Source organism: Bacteroidota bacterium, from assembly GCA_016718825.1.
Taxonomy (GTDB): domain Bacteria; phylum Bacteroidota; class Bacteroidia; order J057; family JADKCL01; genus JADKCL01.
Map to the genome: position 1 here is coordinate 102,972 of JADKCL010000008.1, position 25,619 is coordinate 128,590.

General features: G+C 53.4%; 15 protein-coding genes. 7 read left to right on the plus strand and 8 right to left on the minus strand.

Annotated features, from left to right (window positions below):
• Window positions 1-5: 5 nt before the first annotated feature.
• From IPN95_11395 to IPN95_11430, 8 genes are all read right to left on the minus strand, one after another.
• A complete protein-coding gene (locus IPN95_11395) occupies window positions 6-1,169 on the minus strand; it encodes a glycosyltransferase (protein ID MBK9449985.1) in 1,164 nt (387 codons plus the stop codon).
• A complete protein-coding gene (asnB, locus tag IPN95_11400) occupies window positions 1,166-3,031 on the minus strand; it encodes an asparagine synthase (glutamine-hydrolyzing) (GenBank protein MBK9449986.1) in 1,866 nt (621 codons plus the stop codon). Before asnB ends, IPN95_11395 begins: the two co-directional genes overlap by 4 nt.
• Entirely contained in the window at window positions 3,031-4,092 is a 1,062-nt protein-coding gene (locus IPN95_11405; protein ID MBK9449987.1) for a glycosyltransferase family 4 protein, read from the minus strand. Before IPN95_11405 ends, asnB begins: the two co-directional genes overlap by 1 nt.
• Window positions 4,089-5,438, minus strand: a complete 1,350-nt coding sequence (locus IPN95_11410; protein MBK9449988.1) for an O-antigen ligase family protein — start codon at window positions 5,436-5,438, stop codon at window positions 4,089-4,091. Before IPN95_11410 ends, IPN95_11405 begins: the two co-directional genes overlap by 4 nt.
• Window positions 5,439-5,466: 28 nt before the next feature.
• Window positions 5,467-6,597, minus strand: coding sequence for a glycosyltransferase family 4 protein (locus tag IPN95_11415; GenBank protein ID MBK9449989.1), 1,131 nt, complete (start codon window positions 6,595-6,597; stop codon window positions 5,467-5,469).
• 4 nt (window positions 6,598-6,601) lie between these two features.
• Window positions 6,602-7,897, minus strand: coding sequence for a hypothetical protein (locus tag IPN95_11420; GenBank protein MBK9449990.1), 1,296 nt, complete (start codon window positions 7,895-7,897; stop codon window positions 6,602-6,604).
• Between the two features lie 148 nt (window positions 7,898-8,045).
• Entirely contained in the window at window positions 8,046-9,068 is a 1,023-nt protein-coding gene (locus IPN95_11425; protein ID MBK9449991.1) for a hypothetical protein, read from the minus strand.
• Window positions 9,043-10,464 (minus strand): MBOAT family protein, encoded by a 1,422-nt coding sequence (locus IPN95_11430; GenBank protein MBK9449992.1) that lies wholly within the window; start codon window positions 10,462-10,464, stop codon window positions 9,043-9,045. Before IPN95_11430 ends, IPN95_11425 begins: the two co-directional genes overlap by 26 nt.
• 666 nt (window positions 10,465-11,130) lie before the next feature.
• On the opposite strand from IPN95_11430, the gene IPN95_11435 reads away from it, so the two are divergent.
• The 7 genes from IPN95_11435 to IPN95_11465 all read left to right on the plus strand — a co-directional run bounded on the left by IPN95_11435 (window position 11,131) and on the right by IPN95_11465 (window position 25,602).
• Window positions 11,131-13,512: a hypothetical protein gene (locus IPN95_11435; GenBank protein MBK9449993.1), complete on the plus strand. Its 2,382-nt coding sequence runs from the start codon at window positions 11,131-11,133 to the stop codon at window positions 13,510-13,512.
• A 66-nt stretch (window positions 13,513-13,578) separates the two neighbouring features.
• Entirely contained in the window at window positions 13,579-20,094 is a 6,516-nt protein-coding gene (locus tag IPN95_11440; protein MBK9449994.1) for an HYR domain-containing protein, read from the plus strand.
• On the plus strand, window positions 20,040-21,818 hold the full coding sequence (locus tag IPN95_11445; GenBank protein ID MBK9449995.1) for an HYR domain-containing protein: 1,779 nt from the start codon (window positions 20,040-20,042) through the stop codon (window positions 21,816-21,818). Before IPN95_11440 ends, IPN95_11445 begins: the two co-directional genes overlap by 55 nt.
• Entirely contained in the window at window positions 21,757-22,404 is a 648-nt protein-coding gene (locus IPN95_11450) for an HYR domain-containing protein (GenBank protein MBK9449996.1), read from the plus strand. Before IPN95_11445 ends, IPN95_11450 begins: the two co-directional genes overlap by 62 nt.
• A 49-nt stretch (window positions 22,405-22,453) precedes the next feature.
• The gene (locus IPN95_11455; protein MBK9449997.1) at window positions 22,454-22,933 is read left to right on the plus strand and encodes an HYR domain-containing protein; all 480 of its coding nucleotides are present in this window, start codon (window positions 22,454-22,456) and stop codon (window positions 22,931-22,933) included.
• Window positions 22,917-24,011, plus strand: a complete 1,095-nt coding sequence (locus IPN95_11460) for an HYR domain-containing protein (protein ID MBK9449998.1) — start codon at window positions 22,917-22,919, stop codon at window positions 24,009-24,011. The genes IPN95_11455 and IPN95_11460 overlap by 17 nt, the downstream gene beginning before the upstream one ends.
• Window positions 24,012-24,030: 19 nt before the next feature.
• Window positions 24,031-25,602, plus strand: a complete 1,572-nt coding sequence (locus tag IPN95_11465) for an HYR domain-containing protein (protein MBK9449999.1) — start codon at window positions 24,031-24,033, stop codon at window positions 25,600-25,602.
• The last annotated feature ends 17 nt before the right edge of the window (window positions 25,603-25,619 follow it).

Sequence of the window (25,619 nt, forward strand, 5' to 3'; positions counted from 1 at the left end):
GAAAATCAGGATTCCAATGCTGCATTGAGCATACATTCACTTTCCTTAGCCAAGTTTCCCCGATCAAGATAGGCTTCTGCGAATCTCCAGCTGGATTTGGCCCAAAGTTCCCACTCAACTTGATCCATTGCTGCGAGCCGGTCGATGGCAGCGCGGAACCCTGCATGGTCTTCCAGCTGAATGTCGAATCCTATCAATTGGTTTTCCAAGCCTTGCCAAGGCGTTTGGTCACTGATGAGCACGGGCCGCCCAGCGAGAAACGACTCAAAGATTGCATGGCCAAAATTTTCGCCTAAAGTAGGCATCACAAAACAATGGGCAGTAACCAGCTTTTCAAAGGCCGCCTGCGGCGGAAGGCCATCCTGCTTGTTGACCGTGACATTTTTGGGCAATTGCGCAATCAATGCCAAGCAACGTTGCCAATAACCCTGCTCGGTATCAGGTCCGATGATGTCGAGGTGAATGTCTGCGGTTTGCGTTTGAAGCAATTCCAGCAAAAAATGTAGTCCCTTTTTTTCGGTCAAACGTGACAAAAAAACCATTCGAAGGGTGCCTGACTGCTTGTCCAATGATTGAAACGGCGGTTGGTGCATCCTCGGAAGATTCGAAGCTTGCAATACCTTGGTGTCTTCGCCGAATATGCCTTTGATATCCAGAACTTCTTGGGCATCGGTGGCTTGGAAAATCAGGTGCTTGTCGATTCCCATAAGCCGAATGATCCGCAGGAAAATTTTCTTTTTCAGCGGTTTCAGGCTCAGTGCGCCCGCATGCAACATCCCTCGCGGTGCAAGCAATACCGGAACTTCCGGCTTGGCTGCGCGACTGCTCCAAAGCGGAAAAATGGTGAATCTCAGCGAAAACATGCTGTTCAGATACAACAAGTCATATTCGGTCTCGCCAAGCAGCTTTCTAAAATGGCGGTAGCCGCGGCCTTCGGCACTGCAATACCAAACGCTACAATGGGGACCCGATTCCACCCAACGATCGGTCGGAATTTCCAAATATGGCTTGGATTCCCCTTGATCGGTGTCGGAAGTGACAATCAAAAAATCATATTCGTCTCCAAGCGCATCCACCAAATTGGCGATGGAAGTGATCGGGCCTCCGCCGCGAAATCCAGGAAGGTACCAATCGATGGCAATCAAAATGCGTTTGCGGGGCGTTGTCATTCGGAGATTTCATTTCGTTGCAACCATTCCTCCAAGACGACAAACAGCCAAATATGCGGCCATAGCCATGGCCCCTTTCCGGCTTGGAACGCATGCCAAATGGATGGCAGCGCCTCGTAACTGCCGAGAAGTCCCCGTTCATTAAATTCATGGATGCGGTCATGCGCAAAGGACTTCAAATCACCGCGAAGCCATTGTTCCCAAGGGAAAACGAATCCCATTTTCTTCCGGTGGACCAAATCCTGCGGCAGCAGATCCCCCAAAGATTCGACCAAAAGCTGCTTGGGATAACCCGGTGGCTGTTTGATCGCGTCGGGGATGCCCATGACAAATTCGACGAGGTCATGGTCAAAAAACGGCACCCGTACCTCCAAAGCATGTGCCATGCTCATCTGATCGGTGTCGCGAAGCAAGACACTTTGGGTATAGCTATTGATCTCCAAACCGCCGATTTGGCTGAGCAGCGGCAGTTTTTTGCGCGTTACCGAATGGTTTTGCAGCAATGCTTGAAGCGGATGCTGTACCGTCGTCGGCAGTTGAAGCAAATTTTGAGCAGCCTGCCAATCGTACACCGTGCGAAAAACGGGGTAAACGTCGTCAATCGAGGCAGAAGGAAGGCGCAAAAGCGCGGTCTTTTTATCTGCATCACGTCCCTTTTTGAAACTGCCGTAGATTCCAGCGATGGCGTTGCGTAGGCCTAGTGGCAAATGCATGAGCCGACTGCGACCGATTGCAGGCAATTGCGAAAAGACTGGATATCCGGCAAACAATTCGTCGCCGCCGAGCCCGGAGAGCGCGACTTTGACACCTTGAGCCCGTGTGACTTGCGAGACGACGTAGCTGTTGATGCCATCGGCACTGGGATGGTCCATGGCGGCCAATGCCGCAGGAAGTGCATCGAGGAAGTCTTTGGGCTTCAGGAGAATCGGGTGGTGGCGCGTCGCGAATTTCTTTGCAATCAGCCCTGACCATTCCGATTCGTCATATTCTTTTTCCTCAAATACAACCGAAAAGGTGTCTACCGGCTGCGCCGAGGATTGCGCCATCAAGGCGACCACAGCACTCGAGTCAATGCCACCCGACAGGAATGCTCCCACAGGAACATCGCTGACGAGCCGACGGGCAATGCTTTGGTCCAAAAGACCTCTAATTCTCGTGCGAATGGCGGCCGCATCCATTTGTCCAGCCTCCAACGAGGCATTTTCCCAGATGTCCCACCATTGGGTGAGGCTCCATTTGCCATCCTTCCAGATCCCATAGTGGCCCGGAGGAACCATTTGCACGCCTTCGAGCAGGGTGCCGTTGCCGTACACGGTTTGGTAAACCAAGTAGCTCCCCAATCCTGCGCGATCCACGCGAGGTTGGAACAACTTGCTTTGCAACAACGCGCGTATTTCAGAGGCAAAAAGGAGTCGTCCATCTTCGAAATGGTAATAGATCGGCTTGATTCCCAGTCGATCCCTTGCAATGAAAAGCGAATTTTCAACTCGGTCCCAAATCGCAAAAGCCCACATTCCAGCGAAACGTTGCAGGCATGCGGGTCCCCATTGAATGTACGCTGCGAGGATTACCTCGGTGTCGGTTTCTGTGCCATGGGCAAAGCCCAAAGCCTGCCTGACCTGCTTGAAATTGTAAATTTCGCCGTTGTGGATGAGCACGTAACGCCCAGTCGCATCGTGCATGGGTTGATTCCCGCGCGCACTCGTGTCCAGAATGCTCAATCGCCGATGCCCTAAATGGACGGGGCCCTCTTCAAAAAAACCTTCGGAATCCGGGCCACGGTGGGCGATGGCGGCCGTCATGCGCTGAATGGTTTCCGGCGGGACCGGTTGTTTACCTACAATGCCTGCAATACCACACATCAGCCTTTGCCCTCCGTGATATGGTAAAGCGTTGCAGCCCAGGTATCTGGCGAAATTTGCTTGCTCAATTCATGGCTTCGGCTTCCCATTTTTCGCAATTCGTCGTCGGTGCAGACAATGAGATCTTTGAAAACAGCTTTGAGCGAATCTTTGTCCCTGCGGCGGTGAACGAATCCATTGTAGCCTTCTTTTACAAAGGCAGTGATGCCGCCTGCGGCGTCGGTGGAGATAAGGGGAAGGCCTGCGGCTGCGAATTCGTGCAGAACAACGCCCCAGGCATCGCGACGGCTCGGCAAGACAAAGGCGCCAGCGGTCATGGCCAGTTGGGGAAGTTGGTCAGGCTGCACAAAGTCCTGAAAACGAATATTATGCGTTTCTTTCAGTTCGTCCTTGAGCGGGCCATTGCCGACAAGGAGCAATTCCCAATCATGGGATTGTTCCTCGCTGAGTTCTTTGAAGGCATGGTACAATTCGAGGACGCCTTTGTAGTCGAGATACCGCCCGACGTAGAGAATTTGGTGCGGATATTTATCGGCTTTGGCTGCTTTTGCGGGGCCATAGACGGCCTCAAACAAGGCAGTGTCTGCCGAATACATTCCGGTGAGGATCTTTTCGCGGGGAAAGCCGAGTCTGCGGGCGTATTCAAATTGGAACATGCCGGGCACCCAAGCATGGGTGAATTGTCTCCTGAAGAGGAACGGAGAGAGCCATGTGGCGAGCCGCTGACGGAAATCGCCGCGCCATTGCGTGTCAAAGGCGGCAATAACGGGCTTGCCCAACTTGAAAAAGGCGCGCGCCACTTTCAAGTAAGGTTTGTCGATCCAGCCGGAGATATAAAGGGCATCCGGTTGAATAGAATGCGCCAATTGGAGCAATCCAGCGGTGTCAAAGTCCTTTCTTTCGTAGTAAAAGATGCGCGGATGATCGGAGAATCGGAACGGAGCCTCTGCATTGATCGGCCAACGCACGACATGGACTTCTGCGTCATGCAATTCAGCAAACCGTTTGATGCAGGAGACGAAATAGCCCGCTATCTCGGAGTAAAGCACCAAAACCTTCATCGAATGACTCCTTTCGCGGCTTCGTGGGAAAAGTCGCCAGCGAGATTGGAGACCAGGAGTTCCTCTTTGTTGGTGTCTACAATGAGGAAGACCAGAAATATAAGGAAAAGAACGTGAAAGGCGCTAAGGGACGAGAATAGCCAAGATTCGAAGATTGCTGAGAAGAGAATCGAAAACATGAAAGGGATCAAAAAGCGCCAGTTTCGCACCATTCGTGCCGCATTGAGCAGAAATCCCAAGAAGAAAACTGTACCAACAAAGCCTGTATTGACGGCAAAAGCGAGGTAGGAATTGTGCACGCCACCTTGATGCCCGGATTTCCAAAGTTGAAACGAGGTTTCATTCGTGAAGTTGTACTCCTCACAGGAAAATCCGCAGCCGATCAGCGGAGCTTTCTTGATCAACTCATAGGCATGCGCCCATGCAAAAATCCTGCCTGATCCAGAATCCAATTCCTTGACCCTGAAATAAGCATCAAGTCCCAGTGTCGTGAAAACAGTCTCCAAATCCACTTTGTATAAAATTATCGCGACCCCAGGCAGGAAAACAAACATGAAAAAGATGCGGCGCGCTGGCGTACCACGCAGGCCGAGATACAACATCCAAAACAAGCTGATCGAAAAAATTGCGTTTCGGCTACTGCACATCAGCAAGGAAACGGTGATCAGAATCCAAACAAATGTCTTAAACCGCTTGGGGAAACTATGTTTTTGAAACAGGTATGCCGTGATCGGGGTCGCAAGTGTAACGAGCATTCCCATCCCGTTGGGATTTCCCATGATACCATTGTACCGAGTACCGCCATACGAAATAAATTCTGGGAACAGCGGTAGAAAAATGAAACCGAGGATCAACAATGTCACAATCAGGTAAAGAACATCTGCCATCAACTGTATCCCATATACCTGTAGCTTGTGGTGGACATAGTTGAACAATACGAAGTAGAAAATGGCAAACGAAATAGTTTTGCTGAAGGCAACGCCAATCGTGGGGCTGAAAATGAGCGCGAGCAAAGCAACCGCCAGAAACGGTAGCAGGTAAAGCATGATTGCGTTGATCTTATAGCGCTGATTACGTACTTCAAAGATCGTAATCAAAAAAATCAACATCATGACCTCTACGCGCAGATCCTTTATAAATTGGAAAATGTCGACCCTTGAATCACCGAGAATCAACACGAAAAGGAAAAGGATGACAATGGAGGAGTGCAGCTCCCGGTACCAAAGATAGACCACGGCGGCGGCACATATCGCCATTCCCAATACACTGGCAGCAACGCCAGCGATCAACATCGTCGGAAGGATGAAGAGAAAAAGAATCTGATGTCGATCAAAAAATTGTAACAAAGTATGTCCTGATAAATGCGAGGCAAAGCTACAAAGAATGCCACATTTCCCGAAACAATCGCAAATGCGCTTCTGCAACCGCTTCCCATGTAAACCGTTTCTGGACGCGATCCAAGGATGCGGCCGACAACATCCCGAATTGTGAATGGTCCATCTGAATCATGGTGCGCATCGCCTGCATGAGGTTCTGAACGTCATTTTTTTGAAGAATGAGCCCATTTTCAGCATCGACCAACTCGCGCGTAGCGCCTGTGTCCGTTACGAGAATCGGCATTGCGCGGGCCATCGCTTCAAGCACCACCGTGGGCATACCCTCAAACAGCGTGGGCAAAATAAAAACATGGTTCTCCAAGTAGGCGATGTCGAGGTCCGCGTCACTTACGAATCCATGAAAGTGGACGTTTGCAAGCGGGTAGCGGCTCCTCATTTCCTCAAAAAGCGGACCCTTGCCCGCGAGATGCAATTCAAACAATGCCTGATGGCCTTCTCCATTCAGCTGCTTTGCAGCCTCGAGCAAAACACCAATCCCTTTGTTGTAGGCAAAACGACCTACAAAGAGGAATTTCAAAGGTGTGGACTTTTTCTTGATCAGTTGTTCCTCTGGCAGTTGAACCAGATGGGTGGCATTGGGGAGCACCACGACGCGATCGGCGTTGCCTACGCGTTTGAGAATCTGCGTCAAACTGCCTCCGAGCGACACGACGTGGGCGGCTTTTTTGAATATTCTGCCAAAAATGTAACGATAGGGCCAAGTTTTGAGCTGATCCTTCCTCCCCAAAACTTGAAAGGGTTCCAACCCGTGTGGATTTACGATCAATCGATCCTTGACCTGATCGATTCCAACCCAAACCGATAGCCCCTGCGAATAGATCAGTTGCCCCGGCCGTAGCAACAATTCGTCCAAAACGAGCTTTGAATAATCCCGTAGTTCAAGAAAATAGTGCTTTTTGCCTGGCAGCGGGGCAAGCTGCACCTCGGTGACATGGGGTAGATCTTTGAAAATGTGTTCCCCCAAATGTGGGTGCAAAACCGTGATTTCCAGTTCCTCGGTTGCAGCAAGCGCTTCGACAAGCAAGCGCGAATGCCGCTGCATTCCGCCTACAGAATAGGGGAAGATGCCATCGGTACAAAATACAACGGGAATGCGGGGTGATGCCATACGCCTAAACTTCCTTCGCTTGCGGATGATTGGCTTCCTTGGAGCTTCCGAAGTTGATTTTGACAAAGCGGTGCAGACCCCAAGCGATCCAGAGCATCCAGATAGGTACGATCAGATAAAGAAACCGGGGGTAGGAGGAAAGTACCGAGATGCCCCCAAGATAGACCATCGAAAAAACGAGCAAGACAAGGATTTCCAGCGGAAATTTTTTGTAGTACAGCAGCGTAGGGATCGCCATCAAGGATGCAAAGACGATGAGAAAGATGTTGGGTACGAGATATTTGAACAACCCATTCGAAGGTTTTTGAAAGGAAAGTGGATGGCTGAAAAAAGTGCGCCCCAAGTTGGCGACCCAGTTGTATACAAATTTCTTGGGATGGGCCTTGATGTTTTCAATGGCACGTTTTTTCAAGGCATCGTCCTTTGCTGTCGGACTCAAGGGGTTGATTTCCGCAAAAAACGCCCCATGATTTTTGAGCAAGGTGCTGTCCTCCTCCAGGGTCTCGACATGCCAGTCGCCCAGTTCGTTTTCATACGGTGTCGCCATCCAGTACAGTTGCAATCCGCCTGCATTGCCCCAATAGAATGGTTTTCCCGTGATTGAAAAGGTGTATACAAGATAGGGGATGCACACGACCATGGCAAGCGCAAAGAATTTGGTCATGTGAGCCATCCGCTTGGATCTCCCTCGCAGCAACCAAACCGTGAAACAAATGAAGATCATCACGATCAAGGCATAGCCAAAAATTACTTTGGTGAGTGCCAGCATCCCCAGCAGAAATGCTGGCAAAAGCAGTGTTTTTAGGCGAAAATCCTTGAATCGGAAAGCTTTGCAAACGAGGTATACGGGGGCTACCATGAGGAACATGCTCCACGCCTCCGTCATGATATACGGTAGGCTGACCTCATACATCGGATAGTAACCAGCAAAAAGGATCGCGCCCCAGAGGCTTTGCTGCGGCGAGACATAAAGTCGCAGCAATTTAGAAAACAGCACCACCGAACTATACAATAGCAAGGCATTCAGGAGCTTGAGTACCCACAATGGACTGTCAACCGTCACAAAAGGCACCAAAAGCATGGGGTATCCCGGACCACTCCACAAAAATTGATGACCATCTTTGAAATGGAAGTGGCCGTTGAGCAGATTTTCGGCGAATCCCCAATAGCGCCATTCGTCCGAAACCAATTGATCATGAGGACTGGTCGTAAGTGCCAGAATGCAATAAAGCAGTAGAAATGGCAAATAGACCAACCAAGGATTGGTATTTGCGAGGGTCTCTTGGAGTTTCCGGAACATCGAAGCAAATAAGATTTAAAAATAGAGAATGGATCAATGCGAATCACTCGTCCCAGTCAAATTTGCAACACCTCCCGCATCTGACAGCTTTGGGCAATCTTGTCTTTTGCAAACGTGGATCGTAAGGGATCATGTGCCCGATCGCTTTTCATTCTCCGTTGTTTGTTGTTGATTTTGAATCGAATAGGCTGTCTTTTAGCATTTTTGATGTTTGGATTGCGCCCAACTGACTCACATGCGAGGTGTTAAAGAAGTATGAATCCGGCCATTGTCGGGTATCGAAGAAAATTACCCTCGCATTGGGAATGACATCGATACGGTTCAAGACTTGTTTGGCACGTTCAAAGTCAGCATTGGGGAGCGATTCGAAGAAGGAGGAATGATATGGAGCGACTGCGATGAAAAACATCCGCTTGGGATGGGTTTGAATTCGGTGAACCAATGTATCGATCAAACGTGTCTCAGGAAGGAAACGTTCTATGCTGTCCTTGCGCTTTTGGATCAAAATGGCCATTTGAGATGGGTCTGATACGGCCTTTTCAATCGCAGCACCTTTGTTGACGGCCTTGGTGAGCATCAGACTTTCATTGAGCCGATCCTTGATGAATGCGTCAATCGCACCGTAGTACCGGATGCCCGGGATGCGCATGTGGCTGCTGTAGAAATCGTGGTGATCGAGGAGCGCCTTGACTTCAGGTATCTGAGAATGCGGTAAATAGGAATTCCGATCCCCCATTTGATCGCCAAACATCGAAAAGTCAAAGTTTAGAACGATGGGTGAAGTTTTTTCCGTTTGTTCCAGTTCCTGTTTCAGGAAGATATCCATCACAGCATAGCCAATCCCATTGATCCCGTAATTGTAAAAGTTGGGACCGATCGAATCCGGTATGTAAGTGCAAAGTGCTCTGGAACTTCCGATAATCGGAATTTCATCAGGGCGTGACTCCTTGATGCGGAAAAGTTTGGCTGCTCCGTGGGTAGAGGTTTGACTGATCAATTTTTTGCTTACAAACCAGTCCAGGGCAAGTGCAAAAACCGTTGTGAGCAGCAGAAGTGGCAAAAGAATGCGGAGGATCAACTTTCTGAGCTGCACCAATTGCGACCTGCGATCAGGTAAATCCATCGTTGCGGTTGGCGTTTGCTTTTCAGAACTGGAAGTAGATGAAGTCACTTGATCCTCCTTTCCCGAACAATAAAATCACAATGCCTGTCACGACCAAAAAAGCCAAATTGTGCCGCATTTTCAAGTCTTTGGGAAGCAAGTAGGAAAGCAGCAGAAGCCCGATCACCAACAAGCTCACCGCAAAATTGAAAGGTCCGTTGTAGCCAAGCACCTCGCCGAGGTTGAAATGAAGATCGGGCACAAACAGCTTTTTGAGCACCATTGTCGCCTGTCCAAGATTTTTGGAGCGGAAAAATACCCATCCGATGACGACCAATGAAAAAGTCAATGCCATCGTCAACAGTGCCCATATTCGGGGAATTTTGGACACAAACGCTGATTCCCGGAGCTTTTTTCGGCCATTTTCTGTAAGCTTTTCCCAAACAAGGAGTAGCCCGTGAAAGGCGCCCCAGATGACAAAAGTCCAATTTGCCCCGTGCCAGAGGCCACTCACCAAAAACGTCAGAAAAAGGTTGTAGTACATCCTCCATTTGATCACGCGACTCCCTCCCAAGGGGATGTAAACATAGTCGCGAAACCATCCGGATAGGGACATATGCCAACGCCGCCAGAAATCCGTGATGCTCCTGGAAAGGTAAGGTCGGTCAAAATTTTCGACAAGGTTCACGCCCATGATGCGCGCGCAGCCGATGGCAATGTCAGTATATCCGGAAAAATCGCAGTAGATCTGGAAGGCAAAAAACAGCGCTGCAATCGCAATGGCGATGGTTCCGAAGTCTTGCGGATGGCCATAGACCTCATTGACATAGACCGCCAAGCGGTCAGCTACCACCACCTTTTTGAAAAATCCAAAGGCAATCCGGTTGAGTCCTTGAACCGTGCGGTCGTAATCAAAAGCGTTGTGTGCTTTAAGCTTGGGCAACATGTTGCCTGCTCTTTCAATAGGCCCTGCCACCAACTGCGGCCAATAGCATACAAACAGGGCAAAATAACCGAGATGGGTCTCTGCTGGGATTTTTCGTTGGTACACGTCAATCGCATACGCCATCGATTGAAACGTATAGAAGCTGATGCCCACAGGCAGGATCAGATGCAAAATCGGCAGGGGCGCGCCTCCGTTCGTCATTTCGATGACGGCATTGCCCGACCGCATCAGAAAATCGAAGTATTTGAAGAAAATGAGGACTGAGAGGTTCATTCCCAAGCTCGTCCAAAGCAGGATTTTTCGTTTTCGGGGATCCTTTGCCTCCCCGAGGGTGCGCACGACGACATAGTCAAATGCCGTTGAGAACATGATCAGGAGCACGTACTCGATGCGCCAGCACATATAGAAGTAGTAGGAGCAGAGCAAAACAAATACCCACCGCAACTTGTAGGGCAACAAGAAGTAGCCGATCAATACGAGCGGCAAAAAGATGAGAAATTCGACCGAGTTGAAAAGCATCGTGTTCCTAAAACCTCTGCAAATTAGTGATTCTTGCAGAAACTCAAGTTCGAGCGGTCATTTGATCCACACGGGTGACCTCCATGGATTCTGATGGAAAAAGAATTCCCCTCTAACGAAGGACTCATTGGAATTTGCAACCTTTCTTGATCCTTCCGGCACTTGATGTCGGCATCCAAGTCTTAACGATTTGGCAACAAAGTCTTCTTTCAGGCATAAATATTATTCAATGGCAGATCATACCTCAATGTTGCGTCAATCATGCACTTGGTTCGAATCACTAAATTTCCAATGAATCCTCTGCTTTGGCGAGAAATGCATTGTTTTTCTTTGGTGATTTTTCTGGAATACGCTTGGAGTCAACGGCCAACGGGACCGTAACGTGGGTCTGATTGGGGATGTAAGGTTTGTTCCGAAAATGCGAAATTCTGCCTCCAATTAAGATACGATTAGACTTAAATACCTATCGGATTAGTCGTTAATTGTTTTTATCTTTGAGCTTGCAGGTGGTAAGAATTTTGGTGATTACCTGCAGCGTTGGTAGTGGTTGCGGTACTTGTATCGCGTTTTTGGATCGTTTTACGAGTTTTTTTTGTTTGAAAAGCTATACCCTACGGCATTCCGCTAGGGTCGCTTGGTATTCGGGGTTTGAATTGTTGAAGTCTTATGGATGCTAGAAGCCGTCGTTTGCGGAGCATTGTTTGCAGTGCCCTCTTGTTGGGTTGTATGCTTGTGTTTCGTTATTCTGGATTTGCGAGTTCTCCCAATTGGGCAATTCCATCCGCATTTGGTGAATCCTCTTCTCCACTTGCCGGCGAGACCGTGACCACAGATTCCATTTTTGGAGGTCCGTTTTGTGCCGGTCAGCAGGTGAATGTCGATTTTTCCATCACTGGAAACTTTGTCCCGGGGAATGTTTTTTCAGCTGAACTTTCAGACGCATCCGGCAGCTTTGCAAACCCTGTGGTCATTGGTACCCTGACAGATACGCTTCCTGCAACCATCATTGCCACAATTCCGCTTGGTCAAGGGAATGGCAGTGGCTATCGCATCCGTGTTTCAGCATCCAATCCTTCCACTGTCGGCATTGCCAACCCCAATGATTTTACGATCTACGAAATGCCCGCTACACCCACGATTACTGCAAGTGGCCCCGTGCAGTTTTGCCCCGGTGGCAGCGTTGTACTCACTTCCAGCAATTCCCTCTACAATCTTTGGTCTCCGAATGGGGAATCCACGATGGATATCACCGTCACTACGGGTGGAACATATTCTGTAGTAGGCAATAACAACGGCTGTATCACACCTCCGTCCAACGCCATCACCGTGACGATCAGCCCGGTTCCTCCCGTGCCGACGATCACACCTGGCGGTCCGACGACCTTCTGCGCAGGCGGAAGCGTGATTTTGACGACGAATGCACCTTCGGGACGTATTTGGCAACCCGGCGGACAAACAACGGTTTCGATCACGGTGACGAATAGTGGCAGCTATACGGTCATGCGCAGCAATATTTTCGGATGCACCTCGACGTCGTTGCCGACAGTGGTGACCGTGATTCCATTGCCGACAACTCCCACGATTACGCCAAGCGGATCAACTGCTTTGTGCACTGGCGACAGCATCACTTTGACAAGCAGCAGCCCGACAGGGAATACTTGGTCCAATGGAGCTACAACCCAATCCATCACAGTGGATACAGCAGGCACCTTTTGGGTCCTTTATTTTGATGGTACCTGTACCTCTGACACTTCGGCACTGGTCAACGTGACCTTGAACAGCCGCCCAACACGGCCGACAATTACAGAAAATGGTTCAACCGAGTTTTGTGAAGGTGACAGTGTCATCTTGATGAGCAGCAGCCCCACCGGCAATACTTGGTCCACAGGTGAAACCACACAAAATATCGCTGCAATGGCCTCAGGGAACTATTGGGTACTGGTGGATGACGGAACTTGTGTCTCCGATACATCCTTGATCACCCAAATCGAGGTATTTCCTTTGCCTCCAACGCCGATCATCACCCCTGATGGCCCAACGGCCTTCTGCGCAGGCGATAGTGTGGTGTTGACGAGCAGCAGTACAACAGGCAATCTATGGTCTACAGGAGAAACCACGGAGTCGATTACGCTGTTTGCAGCGGATACCGTTTGGTTGATCGTCGATGATGGCACTTGTGTTTCAGACACATCTGCGATACTGATTGTTTCCATCAGCCCCAATCCGCCTGCGCCTGTGATCACAGCCAGCGGACCGGTGCAATTTTGCCCCGGTGGCAGCGTGACGCTCACGAGCAGCAGCCCGACGGGCAACCTCTGGTCCACGGGCGCGACGACGCAGTCGATCATCGTGACCACCGGCGGAACCTATACGGTGCAAGTGGTGGACGGCCTTTGCATCTCGGATCCGAGCAATGCGATCACGGTGACCATCAGCCCGGTTCCACCCGTGCCGACGATCACCCCAAGCGGACCGACAACCTTCTGCGATGGCGGCAGCGTGATTTTGACCACCAATGCACCTTCGGGACGTGTTTGGCAGCCCGGCGGACAGACGACGATCTCGATCACGGTGACGACAAGCGGCAGCTACACGGTGATGCGCAGCAATATTTTCGGATGCACCTCGACGTCGTTGCCGACCGTGGTGACGGTGATTCCGTTGCCGACAACTCCGACGATTACAGCGAGCGGACCGACGGCACTTTGCCCCGGCGACAGCGTGACCCTTACAAGCAGCAGCCCGACCGGCAATACCTGGAGCACGGGTGCCACCACGCAATCGATCACCGTCGGCACCGTCGGCAGTTATTGGGTGCGCTGGTTTGACGGAACCTGCACATCCGACACATCTGCGCTGATCAATGTGGTGACCAACCCCAATCCGCCGACACCGACGATCACCCCCTGGTGGCCCGACGACCTTCTGCTCGGGCGACAGCGTGATTTTGACATCGAGCAGCGCAGTCGGCAACACCTGGAGCACCGGCGCGACCACACAATCGATCACGGTTTTTGCCGCCGGCAACTACTGGGTCTTGGTCAATGACGGGAATTGCGTGTCGGATACTTCCGCCATCGTTTCGGTTTCCATCAGCCCCAATCCGCCTGCCCTGTGATCACAGCCAGCGGACCGGTGCAATTTTGCCCCGGTGGCAGCGTGACGCTCACGAGCAGCAGCCCGACGGGCAACCTCTGGTCCACGGGCGCGACGACGCAGTCGATCATCGTGACCACCGGCGGAACCTATACGGTGCAAGTGGTGGACGGCCTTTGCATCTCGGATCCGAGCAATGCGATCACGGTGACCATCAGCCCGGTTCCACCCGTGCCGACGATCACCCCAAGCGGACCGACAACCTTCTGCGATGGCGGCAGCGTTATTTTGACCACCAATGCACCTTCGGGACGTATTTGGCAGCCCGGCGGACAAACAACCGTTTCGATCACGGTGACGGCAAGCGGCAGTTACACGGTGATGCGCAGCAATATTTTCGGCTGTACCTCGACGTCGTTGCCGACCGTGGTGACGGTGATTCCGTTGCCGACGACCCCTACGATCACGCCGAGCGGACCGACGGCACTTTGCCCCGGCGACAGCGTGACCCTTACAAGCAGCAGCCCGACCGGCAATACCTGGAGCACGGGTGCCACCACGCAATCGATCACCGTCGGCACCGTCGGCAGTTATTGGGTGCGCTGGTTTGACGGAACCTGTACATCCGACACATCTGCGCTGATCAATGTGGTGACCAACCCCAATCCGCCAACACCGACCATCACCCCCAATGGCCCGACGACCTTCTGCTCGGGCGACAGCGTGATTTTGACATCGAGCAGCGCAGTCGGCAACACCTGGAGCACCGGCGCGACCACACAATCGATCACCGTTTTTGCTGCCGGCAACTACTGGGTCTTGGTCAATGACGGAAATTGCGTGTCGGATACTTCTGCCATCGTTTCGGTTTCCATCAGCCCCAATCCGCCTGCCCCTGTGATCACAGCCAGCGGACCGGTGCAATTTTGCCCCGGTGGCAGCGTGACACTCACGAGCAGCAGCCCGACGGGCAACCTCTGGTCCACGGGCGCGACGACGCAGTCGATCATCGTGACCACCGGCGGAACCTATACGGTGCAAGTGGTGGACGGCCTTTGCATCTCGGATCCGAGCAATGCGATCACGGTGACGATCAGCCCGGTTCCACCGGTGCCGACGATCACCCCCGGCGGACCGACGACCTTCTGCGATGGCGGCAGCGTTGTTTTGACCACCAATGCACCTTCGGGACGTATTTGGCAGCCCGGCGGACAAACAACCGTTTCGATCACGGTGACGACAAGCGGCAGCTACACGGTGATGCGCAGCAATATTTTCGGATGCACCTCGACGTCATTGCCGACGGTGGTGACGGTGATTCCGTTGCCGACAACTCCGACGATTACAGCGAGCGGACCGACGGCACTTTGCCCCGGCGACAGCGTGACCCTCACGAGCAGCAGCCCGACCGGCAATACCTGGAGCACGGGTGCCACCACGCAATCGATCACCGTCGGCACCGTCGGCAGTTATTGGGTGCGCTGGTTTGACGGAACCTGCACATCCGACACATCTGCGCTGATCAATGTGGTGACCAACCCCAATCCGCCGACACCGACCATCACCCCGAACGGCCCGACGACCTTCTGCTCGGGCGACAGCGTGATCTTGACATCGAGCAGCGCAGTCGGCAACACCTGGAGCACCGGCGCGACCACACAATCGATCACGGTTTTTGCTGCCGGCAACTACTGGGTCCTGGTCAATGACGGGAATTGCGTGTCGGATACTTCGGCCATCGTTTCGGTTTCCATCAGCCCCAATCCGCCTGCCCCTGTGATCACAGCCAGCGGACCGGTGCAATTTTGCCCCGGTGGCAGCGTGACGCTCACGAGCAGCAGCCCGACGGGCAACCTCTGGTCCACGGGCGCGACGACGCAGTCGATCATCGTGACCACCGGCGGAACCTATACGGTGCAAGTGGTGGACGGCCTTTGCATTTCGGATCCGAGCAATGCGATCACGGTGACCATCAGCCCGGTTCCACCGGTGCCGACGATCACCCCCGGCGGTCCGACGACCTTCTGCGATGGCGGCAGCGTTATTTTGACCACGAATGCACCTTCGGGACGTATTTGGCAACCCGGCGGACAAACAACCGTTTCGATCACGGTGACGGCAAGCGGCAGCTACACGGTGATGCGCAGCAATATTTTCGGATGCACCTCGACGTCATTGCCGACGGTGGTGACGGTGATTCCGTTGCCGACAACTCCGACGATTACACCGAGCGGACCGACGGCACTTTGCCCAGGTGACAGCGTGACCCTCACAAGCAGCAGCCCGACCGGCAACACGTGGAGCACGGGTGCCACTACACAATCGATCACTGTCGGCACCGTCGGCAGTTATTGGGTGCGCTGGTTTGACGGAACCTGTACATCCGACACCTCTGCGCTGATTAATGTGGTGACCAATCCCAATCCGCCAACACCGACGATCACCCCGAACGGCCCGACGACCTTCTGCTCGGGCGACAGCGTGATTTTGACATCGAGCAGCGCAGTCGGCAACACCTGGAGCACCGGCGCGACCACACAATCGATCACCGTTTTTGCTGCCGGCAACTACTGGGTCCTGGTCAATGACGGGAATTGCGTGTCGGATACTTCGAATTTTGTTCCTGTCACCGTGATTCAAACACCCGCCACTCCGGTGATCACCCCGCTTGGATCAACAACACTTTGCCCTGGCGATAGTGTGACGTTGGAATCAAGCAGTCCGGCCAACAACCTTTGGTCAACCGGTGCCACCACGCCAACGATAACAGTTTCTTCAGCAGGGAGCTATTCTGTGCAGGTTTTGAATGGGATTTGTATTTCTCAGCCTTCGAATCCCCTTACAATCATCATCGCTCCATTGCCTGCTGTTCCGACAATTTCAGTAAGTGGCCCGACGACATTCTGCGCCGGCGACAGCGTGGTCTTGACAACGACCTCACCACCTTCGCTCAATTGGCAACCCGGCGGAGCAACGACTGCATCATTTACCGTATTTGCCAGCGGAAGTTATACAGTCAGCAGCACCAATGCATTCGGTTGTACCTCCGTTTCCTTGCCTACGGTTGTCACGGTAAATCCGATTCCCGTGACCCCAACGATCACAGCATCAGGACCAACCACCTTCTGCGATGGAGACAGTGTCACATTGACGTCCAGCAGCGCAAGCAACAATATTTGGTCCACCGGTGCGACAACCCAATCCATTACCGTGTCCAGTGCCGGCAATTATTGGGTTCTGTATTCGGCGTTGGATTGTTTTTCAGATACATCTGCTGTCGTGGATGTCATTGTCAATCCATTGCCTTCCATGCCAATTATTTCCGTAACCGGGAATTTGATTTTCTGTGACGGTGACAGTGTGATCCTGACTTCGAATGTATCAACAGGAATTCTCTGGTCCACTGGCGAAACCACCCAATCGATCATTGTTGATTCTTCCGGTACATTTGAGGTGACACAAACGAACCAATTTGGCTGCAGCGCCACTTCTGATTCAATCGTTACCCAAAATTTGACGCCTCCACCTCCGGGGGTTTCACCGAGTGGCCCGATTCAATTCTGTTCTGGCCAGAGTATTCAATTGACTTCGAGTAGCCCAGTGGACAACGTATGGTCCAACGGTGCCACCACACCTTCAATTACCGTGACGACAGCGGGAACTTATTCGCTTTACGTGGACAACGGAACTTGTATTTCCGTCATGTCGAATTCGGTGGTGGTTAACGTAAGCCCAAGTCCGCCAATTCCTGTGATTACGGCAAACGGCCCGGTGAATTTCTGTCTTGGGGACAGCGTGACGCTGACAAGCAGCGCGTTAGCTGGCAACCTTTGGAACACTGGCGCGACAACGCGGTCGATCAAGGTTTTTACGTCCGGATCCTATACGGTGAGCCGTTCCAATATTTTCGGATGTACAAGCACTTCCCTCCCAAAAGTGGTGACTGTGCGTCCAAGACCTGCAACACCGATTGTCACAGTGAGTGGGGCTACGACCTTTTGCGCCGGTGACAGTGTGATCTTGACTTCAAATAGCGCCATTAACAACCAATGGTCCAATGGTGCCAGTACGCAATCCATCAAGGTTGTTGCTTCAGGATCTTATACGGTCGTCATCAATGACGGAGTCTGTCCTTCATTTGCATCCGCGCCAGTAGTGGTGACTGTCAATCCATTACCGCCCACACCAACGATTTCGTCCAGCGGACCTACGACATTTTGTATGGGTGACAGTGTGATTTTGACGTCTAGCAGTCCGACTGGAAACCAATGGTCCACGGGTGCAACGACCCAATCGATCACGGTTTACAGTTCTGGCAACTTCACCGTTTGGGCGACGGATGGTACCTGCAATTCATTGGTTTCCTTGCCATTGAGCGTGACCGTAAATCCAATTCCCACGGCCCCTGCAATTTCTGCGAGCGGATCGACCTATTTTTGCCTTGGAGACAGCGTGACTTTGACGTCCAGCAGTTCTGTTGGAAATGTTTGGACACCGGGCGGTGCGACGACGCAAAGCATCGTGGTGCATACTTCGGGCACCTACACCGTAAGTGTAACGGTTTTGGGTTGTGTTTCTCCGAATTCCGCTCCGATGGTCGTCACAGTGGGAGACAGTTTGGCTCCAACCATCGGCTGCCCGGCAAACTTGGTTATCGCCAATGAGCCGACCTTTTGCGGTGCAAGCGTGAGTTACACGATCATTGCAAATGACAACTGCCCAGGAAGCAACCTTGTGCAGACATCCGGCCTCGCGAGCGGCAGTTTATTTCCCGTGGGATTGACGCAAAATAGTTTCACGTTGACGGATGCCTTTGGAAATTCCGCAACTTGTTCATTTTCAGTGACGGTCAATGACACAGAAGCTCCGGCGGTAGTTTGCCCTGCGAATAGCAGCCTCAGCAACGATCCCGGACTATGTACAGCAACGGTTGGCTTTTGTGCGCCATCGGGTACAGATAATTGTGGTCCTTCGCAGTCGATTCCAGGGTTTACCTACCTCGGAAGTTATGGTGGACACTATTATTACAAATCGAGTTTCCCAACGAATTGGCAAACTGCTTATCAAACGGCAGGGCTTGCCGGTGGGCATCTTGCCTCCGTTTCGAATGCTGGTGAAAATACCTTTTTGGCCTCGTTTGTTTCTGGCGTTCCTGTTTGGATCGGGTGTTCGGACGCTTTGGTTGAGGGGACATTCCTTTGGGTGGATGGCTGTCCAAATGCCTATTCGAATTGGGCTCCGGGCCAACCTGACAACGGCGCCGGGGTAGAAGATTTTGTAGAAATGGTACCGGGCGGACTCTGGACGGATCAATCTCCAGTCGCGACGCGCTTTTCCATCATGGAATTGGATGGCGTTAGGTTGAGCCTGACGTCAGGGTTGCCACCATTCTCGCCATTTCCTGTAGGTACAACGGTGAACAATATCGTTGCAACCGACGGCTCCGGAAACACATCAGCCTGTTCCTTCACGGTAACCGTCAACGACACCGAAATCCCGACAATCACTTGCCCTGCAAACGTGGTCGTCAGCAACGACCCCGGCCAATGCGCAGCGATTGTGACTTATTCGGTCAGCTTCAATGACAACTGTGCGGGAGCCAACTTGGCGCAAACGGCTGGTTTGGCGAGCGGATCGAGCTTCCCAGCGGGCACGACTTCGAATAGCTTCACCGTCACCGACGGCTCGGGCAACACCGCAACTTGTTCCTTCACCGTGACCGTCAACGACACGGAGGCACCAACCATCACTTGCCCCGCCAACGTCGTGGTCAGCAACGACCCCGGCCAATGCGCAGCGATCGTGACTTATTCGGTCAGCTTCAATGACAATTGTGCAGGTGCAAACTTGGCGCAAACAGCTGGTTTGGCGAGCGGATCGAGCTTCCCTTCAGGAACAACTTCGAATAGCTTCACCGTCACTGACGGCTCGGGCAACACCGCAACTTGTTCCTTCACGGTAACTGTCAACGACACCGAAATCCCGACAATCACTTGCCCCGCCAACGTGGTGGTCAGCAACGATCCCGGCCAATGCGCCGCGACCGTGACTTATTCGGTCAGCTTCAATGACAACTGTGCTGGAGCCAACTTGGCGCAGACTGCTGGTTTGGCGAGCGGTTCGAGCTTCCCTTCGGGCACGACTTCGAATAGCTTCACCGTCACCGACGGCTCGGGCAACTCCGCAACTTGTTCCTTCACGGTAACTGTCAACGACACCGAAATCCCGACAATCACTTGCCCCGCCAACGTGGTGGTCAGCAACGATCCCGGCCAATGCGCGGCGATCGTGACCTATTCGGTCAGCTTCAATGACAATTGTGCAGGTGCAAACTTGGCGCAAACGGCTGGTTTGGCGAGCGGATCGAGTTTCCCTTCGGGCACCACTTCGAATAGCTTCACCGTCACCGACGGTTCCGGCAACACTGCAGCTTGTTCCTTCACCGTGACGGTCAATGACACGGAGGCACCAACCATCACTTGCCCCGCCAACGTGGTCGTCAGCAACGACCCGGCCAATGCGCAGCGATCGTGACTTATTCGGGGAGCTTCAATGACAATTGTGCGGGAGCAAACTTGGCGCAAACTGCTGGTTTGGCAAGCGGATCGAGCTTCCCTTCGGGCACGACTGCCAATAGTTTCACCGTCACCGACGGTTCGGGCAATACTGCAACTTGCTCCTTCACGGTGACCGTCAACGACACGGAGGCACCAACGATCACTTGCCCCGCCAACGTCGTGGTCAGCAACGACCCTGGCCAATGCGCTGCGATCGTGACTTATTCGGTCAGCTTCAATGACAACTGTGCGGGAGCCAACTTGGCGCAAACGGCTGGTTTGGCGAGCGGATCGAGCTTCCCTTCGGGAACAACTTCGAATAGCTTCACCGTCACCGACGGTTCCGGCAACACTGCAGCTTGTTCCTTCACGGTGACCGTCAACGACACCGAAATCCCCACAATCACTTGCCCCGCCAACGTGGTCGTCAGCAACGATCCCGGCCAATGCGCTGCGATTGTGACTTATTCGGTCAGCTTCAATGACAACTGTGCTGGCGCAAACTTGGCGCAAACGGCTGGTTTGGCGAGCGGATCCAGCTTCCCTTCAGGCACGACTTTGAATAGCTTCACCGTCACCGACGGCTCCGGCAACACTGCAACTTGTTCCTTCACGGTAACCGTCAACGACACGGAGGCACCAACAATTACCTGCCCTGCAAACGTGGTCGTCAGCAACGATCCCGGCCAATGCGCTGCGATCGTGACTTATTCGGTCAGCTTCAATGACAACTGTTCTGGCGCGAACTTGGCGCAAACGGCTGGTTTGGCGAGCGGTTCGAGCTTCCCAGCTGCCACGACTTCGAATAGCTTCACCGTCACCGACGGCTCGGGCAATACCGCAACTTGTTCCTTCACCGTGACAGTAAACGACACGGAGGCACCAACGATCACTTGCCCAGCAAACGTCGTGGTCAGCAACGACCCCGGCCAATGCGCTGCGATTGTGACTTATTCGGTCAGCTTCAATGACAACTGTGCGGGTGCAAACTTGGCGCAAACGGCTGGTTTGGCGAGCGGATCGAGCTTCCCTTCGGGCACAACTTCGAATAGCTTCACCGTCACCGACGGTTCCGGCAACACGGCAGCTTGTTCCTTCACGGTGACCGTCAACGACACGGAAATCCCAACGATCACTTGCCCCGCCAACGTGGTCGTCAGCAATGATCCCGGCCAATGTGCGGCGATTGTGACTTATTCGGTCAGCTTCAATGACAATTGTGCGGGAGCCAACTTGGCGCAAACGGCTGGTTTGGCGAGCGGATCGAGCTTCCCAACGGGCGTGACTTCGAATAGCTTCACCGTCACCGACGGCTCCGGCAACACCGCAACTTGTTCCTTCACGGTGACTGTCAACGACACGGAAATCCCAACGATCACTTGCCCTGCCAACGTGGTGGTCAGCAACGACCCCGGCCAATGCGCCGCGATTGTGACTTATTCGGTCAGCTTCAATGACAACTGTGCTGGAGCGAACTTGGCGCAAACGACTGGTTTGGCGAGCGGATCGAGCTTCCCTTCAGGCACGACTGCCAATAGCTTCACCGTCACCGACGGCTCAGGCAACTCCGCAACTTGTTCCTTCACCGTGACCGTCAACGACACCGGAAATCCCGACCATCACTTGCCCCGCCAATGTGGTGGTCAGCAACGATCCCGGCCAATGCGCGGCGATCGTGACCTATTCAGTCAGCTTCAATGACAATTGTGCAGGTGCAAACTTGGCGCAAACGGCTGGTTTGGCGAGCGGATCGAGCTTCCCTTCGGGCACGACTTCGAATAGCTTCACCGTCACCGACGGCTCCGGCAACACCGCAACTTGTTCCTTCACGGTAACTGTCAACGACACCGAAATCCCCACAATCACTTGCCCCGCCAACGTGGTCGTCAGCAACGACCCCGGCCAATGCGCCGCGATGGTGACTTATTCGGTCAGCTTCAATGACAACTGTGCGGGAGCGAACTTGGCGCAAACGGCTGGTTTGGCAAGCGGATCGAGCTTCCCTTCGGGAACAACTTCGAATAGCTTCACCGTCACCGACGGCTCGGGCAACACTGCAGCTTGTTCCTTCACGGTGACCGTTAACGACACGGAAATTCCAACGATCACTTGCCCTGCCAACGTGGTGGTCAGCAACGACCCCGGGCAATGCGCCGCGATGGTGACTTATTCGGTCAGTTTCAATGACAACTGTGCGGGTGCGAACTTGGCGCAAACGGCTGGTTTGGCGAGCGGATCGAGCTTCCCTTCGGGCGTGACTTCGAATAGCTTCACTGACTTCGAATAGCTTCACCGTCACTGACGGCTCCGGCAACACCGCAGCTTGTTCCTTCACCGTGACCGTCAACGACACGGAAGTCCCAACGATCACTTGCCCCGCCAACGTCGTGGTCAGCAACGACCCCGGCCAATGCGCCGCGATCGTGACTTATTCGGTGACCTTCAATGACAACTGTGCTGGCGCGAACTTGGCGCAAACGGCTGGTTTGGCGAGCGGATCGAGCTTCCCTTCAGGAACAACTTCGAATAGCTTCACCGTCACTGACGGTTCCGGCAACACTGCAGCTTGTTCCTTCACCGTGACAGTCAACGACACGGAAATCCCACAATCACTTGCCCAGCAAACGTGGTCTTCAGCAACGACCCGGCCAATGCGCGCGATGGTGACTTATTCGGTCAGCTTCAATGACAACTGTCGGCGCGAACTTGGCGCAAACGGCTGGTTTGGCGAGCGGATCGAGCTCCCTGGCACGACTTCGAATAGCTTCACCGTCACCGACGGCTCGGCAACACCGCAGCTTGTTCCTTCACGGTGACCGTCAACGACACGGAAATCCCACAATCACCTGCCCCGCCAACGTGGTGGTCAGCAACGACCCCGGCCAATGCGCAGCGATTGTGACTTATTCGGTCAGCTTCAATGACAACTGTGCGGCGCGAACTTGGCGCAAACGGCTGGTTTGGCGAGCGGATCGAGCTTCCCTGGGCACGACTTCGAATAGCTTCACCGTCACCGACGGCTCGGGCAATACTGCAACTTGTTCCTTCACGGTGACCGTCAACGACACGGAAGTCCCAACGATCACCTGCCCCGCCAACGTGGTCGTCAGCAATGATCCAGGCCAATGCGCAGCGATCGTGACGTATTCGGTCAGCTTCAATGACAACTGTGCGGGAGCAAACTTGGCGCAAACCGCTGGTTTGGCGAGCGGATCGAGCTTCCCCAGCGGAACAGCTTCGAATAGCTTCACCGTCACTGATGGTTCCGGCAACACAGCCACATGCTCCTTCACGGTAACCGTCAACGACACCGAAATTCCCACAATCACTTGCCCCGCCAACGTGGTGGTGAGCAACGACCCCGGCCAATGTGCGGCGATTGTGAGTTATTCGGTCAGCTTCAATGACAATTGCGCAGGAGCGAACTTGGCGCAAACGGCTGGTTTGGCGAGCGGATCGAGCTTCCCTTCGGGAACAACTTCGAATAGCTTCACCGTCACCGACGGCGCGGGCAACACCGCAACTTGTTCCTTCACGGTAACTGTCAACGACACCGAAATTCCAACGATCACTTGCCCCGCCAACGTGGTCGTCAGCAATGATCCCGGCCAATGCGCAGCGATCGTGACTTATTCGGTCAGCTTCAATGACAACTGTGCTGGCGCGAACTTGGCGCAAACGGCTGGTTTGGCGAGCGGATCGAGCTTCCCTTCGGGAACAACTTCGAATAGCTTCACCGTCACCGACGGCTCGGGCAACACCGCAACTTGTTCCTTCACCGTGACCGTCAACGACACGGAAGTCACCAACCATCACTTGCCCCGCCAACGTCGTCGTCAGCAACGATCCAGGCCAATGCGCAGCGATTGTCACTTATTCGGTCAGCTTCAATGACAACTGTGCGGGAGCGAACTTGGCGCAAACGGCTGGTTTGGCGAGCGGATCGAGCTTCCCAACGGGCGTGACTTCGAATAGCTTTACCGTCACCGACGGCTCGGGCAACACTGCAGCTTGTTCCTTCACGGTGACCGTCAATGACACCGAAATTCCCACAATCACTTGCCCAGCCAACGTGGTCGTCAGCAACGACCCCGGCCAATGCGCAGCGATCGTGACTTATTCGGTCAGCTTCAATGACAACTGTGCGGGAGCGAACTTGGCGCAAACGGCTGGTTTGGCAAGCGGATCGAGCTTCCCTTCGGGCGTGACTTCGAATAGCTTCACCGTCACCGACGGTTCCGGCAACACCGCAACTTGTTCCTTCACGGTAACCGTCAACGACACCGAAATCCCAACGATCACATGCCCTGCCAACGTGGTCGTCAGCAACGACCCCGGCCAATGTGCGGCGATTGTGACTTATTCGGTCAGCTTCAATGACAATTGTGCGGGTGCGAACTTGGCGCAAACTGCTGGTTTGGCGAGCGGATCGAGCTTCCCGGCTGGCACGACTTCGAATAGCTTCACCGTCACCGACGGTTCTGGCAACACCGCAACTTGTTCCTTCACGGTAACCGTCAACGACACCGAAATCCCAACGATCACTTGCCCCGCCAACGTGGTCGTCAGCAACGACCCCGGCCAATGCGCAGCGATCGTGACTTATTCGGTCAGCTTCAATGACAACTGTGCTGGAGCGAACTTGGCGCAAACGGCTGGTTTGGCGAGCGGATCGAGCTTCCCTTCGGGAACAACTTCGAATAGCTTCACCGTCACCGACGGCTCGGGCAACACTGCAACTTGTTCCTTCACCGTGACCGTCAACGACACGGAGGCACCAACGATCACTTGCCCTGCAAACGTGGTCGTCAGCAACGATCCAGGCCAATGCGCAGCGATTGTGACTTATTCGGTCAGCTTCAATGACAACTGTGCTGGCGCAAACTTGGCGCAAACGGCTGGTTTGGCGAGCGGATCGAGCTTCCCTTCGGGCACGACTTCGAATAGCTTCACCGTCACCGACGGTTCCGGCAACACCGCAACTTGTTCCTTCACGGTGACCGTCAACGACACCGAAATCCCAACCATCACTTGCCCCGCCAACGTGGTCGTCAGCAACGACCCCGGCCAATGCGCAGCGATTGTGACTTATTCGGTCAGCTTCAATGACAACTGTGCGGGTGCAAACTTGGCGCAAACGGCTGGTTTGGCAAGCGGATCGAGCTTCCCTTCAGGAACAACTTCGAATAGCTTCACCGTCACCGACGGCTCGGGCAATACCGCAGCTTGTTCCTTCACGGTGACCGTCAACGACACCGAAATCCCAACCATCACTTGCCCCGCCAACGTGGTCGTCAGCAATGATCCAGGCCAATGCGCGGCGATCGTGACTTATTCGGTCAGCTTCAATGACAACTGTGCGGGTGCTAACTTGGCGCAAACGGCTGGTTTGGCGAGCGGATCAAGCTTCCCAAAGGCACGACTTCGAATAGCTTCACCGTCACCGACGGCTCCGGCAACACTGCAACTTGTTCCTTCACGGTGACCGTCAACGACACCGAA

Bases quoted from the DNA above. Each gene is read 5' to 3' on its own strand.
- IPN95_11395 (MBK9449985.1), bottom strand. From the start codon at position 1,169: ATGACAACGCCCCGCAAACGCATTTTGATTGCCATCGATTGGTACCTT.
- asnB (MBK9449986.1), bottom strand. From the start codon at position 3,031: ATGTGTGGTATTGCAGGCATTGTAGGTAAACAACCGGTCCCGCCGGAA.
- IPN95_11405 (MBK9449987.1), bottom strand. From the start codon at position 4,092: ATGAAGGTTTTGGTGCTTTACTCCGAGATAGCGGGCTATTTCGTCTCC.
- IPN95_11430 (MBK9449992.1), bottom strand. From the start codon at position 10,464: ATGCTTTTCAACTCGGTCGAATTTCTCATCTTTTTGCCGCTCGTATTG.
- IPN95_11420 (MBK9449990.1), bottom strand. From the start codon at position 7,897: ATGTTCCGGAAACTCCAAGAGACCCTCGCAAATACCAATCCTTGGTTG.
- IPN95_11415 (MBK9449989.1), bottom strand. From the start codon at position 6,597: ATGGCATCACCCCGCATTCCCGTTGTATTTTGTACCGATGGCATCTTC.
- IPN95_11435 (MBK9449993.1), top strand. From the start codon at position 11,131: ATGGATGCTAGAAGCCGTCGTTTGCGGAGCATTGTTTGCAGTGCCCTC.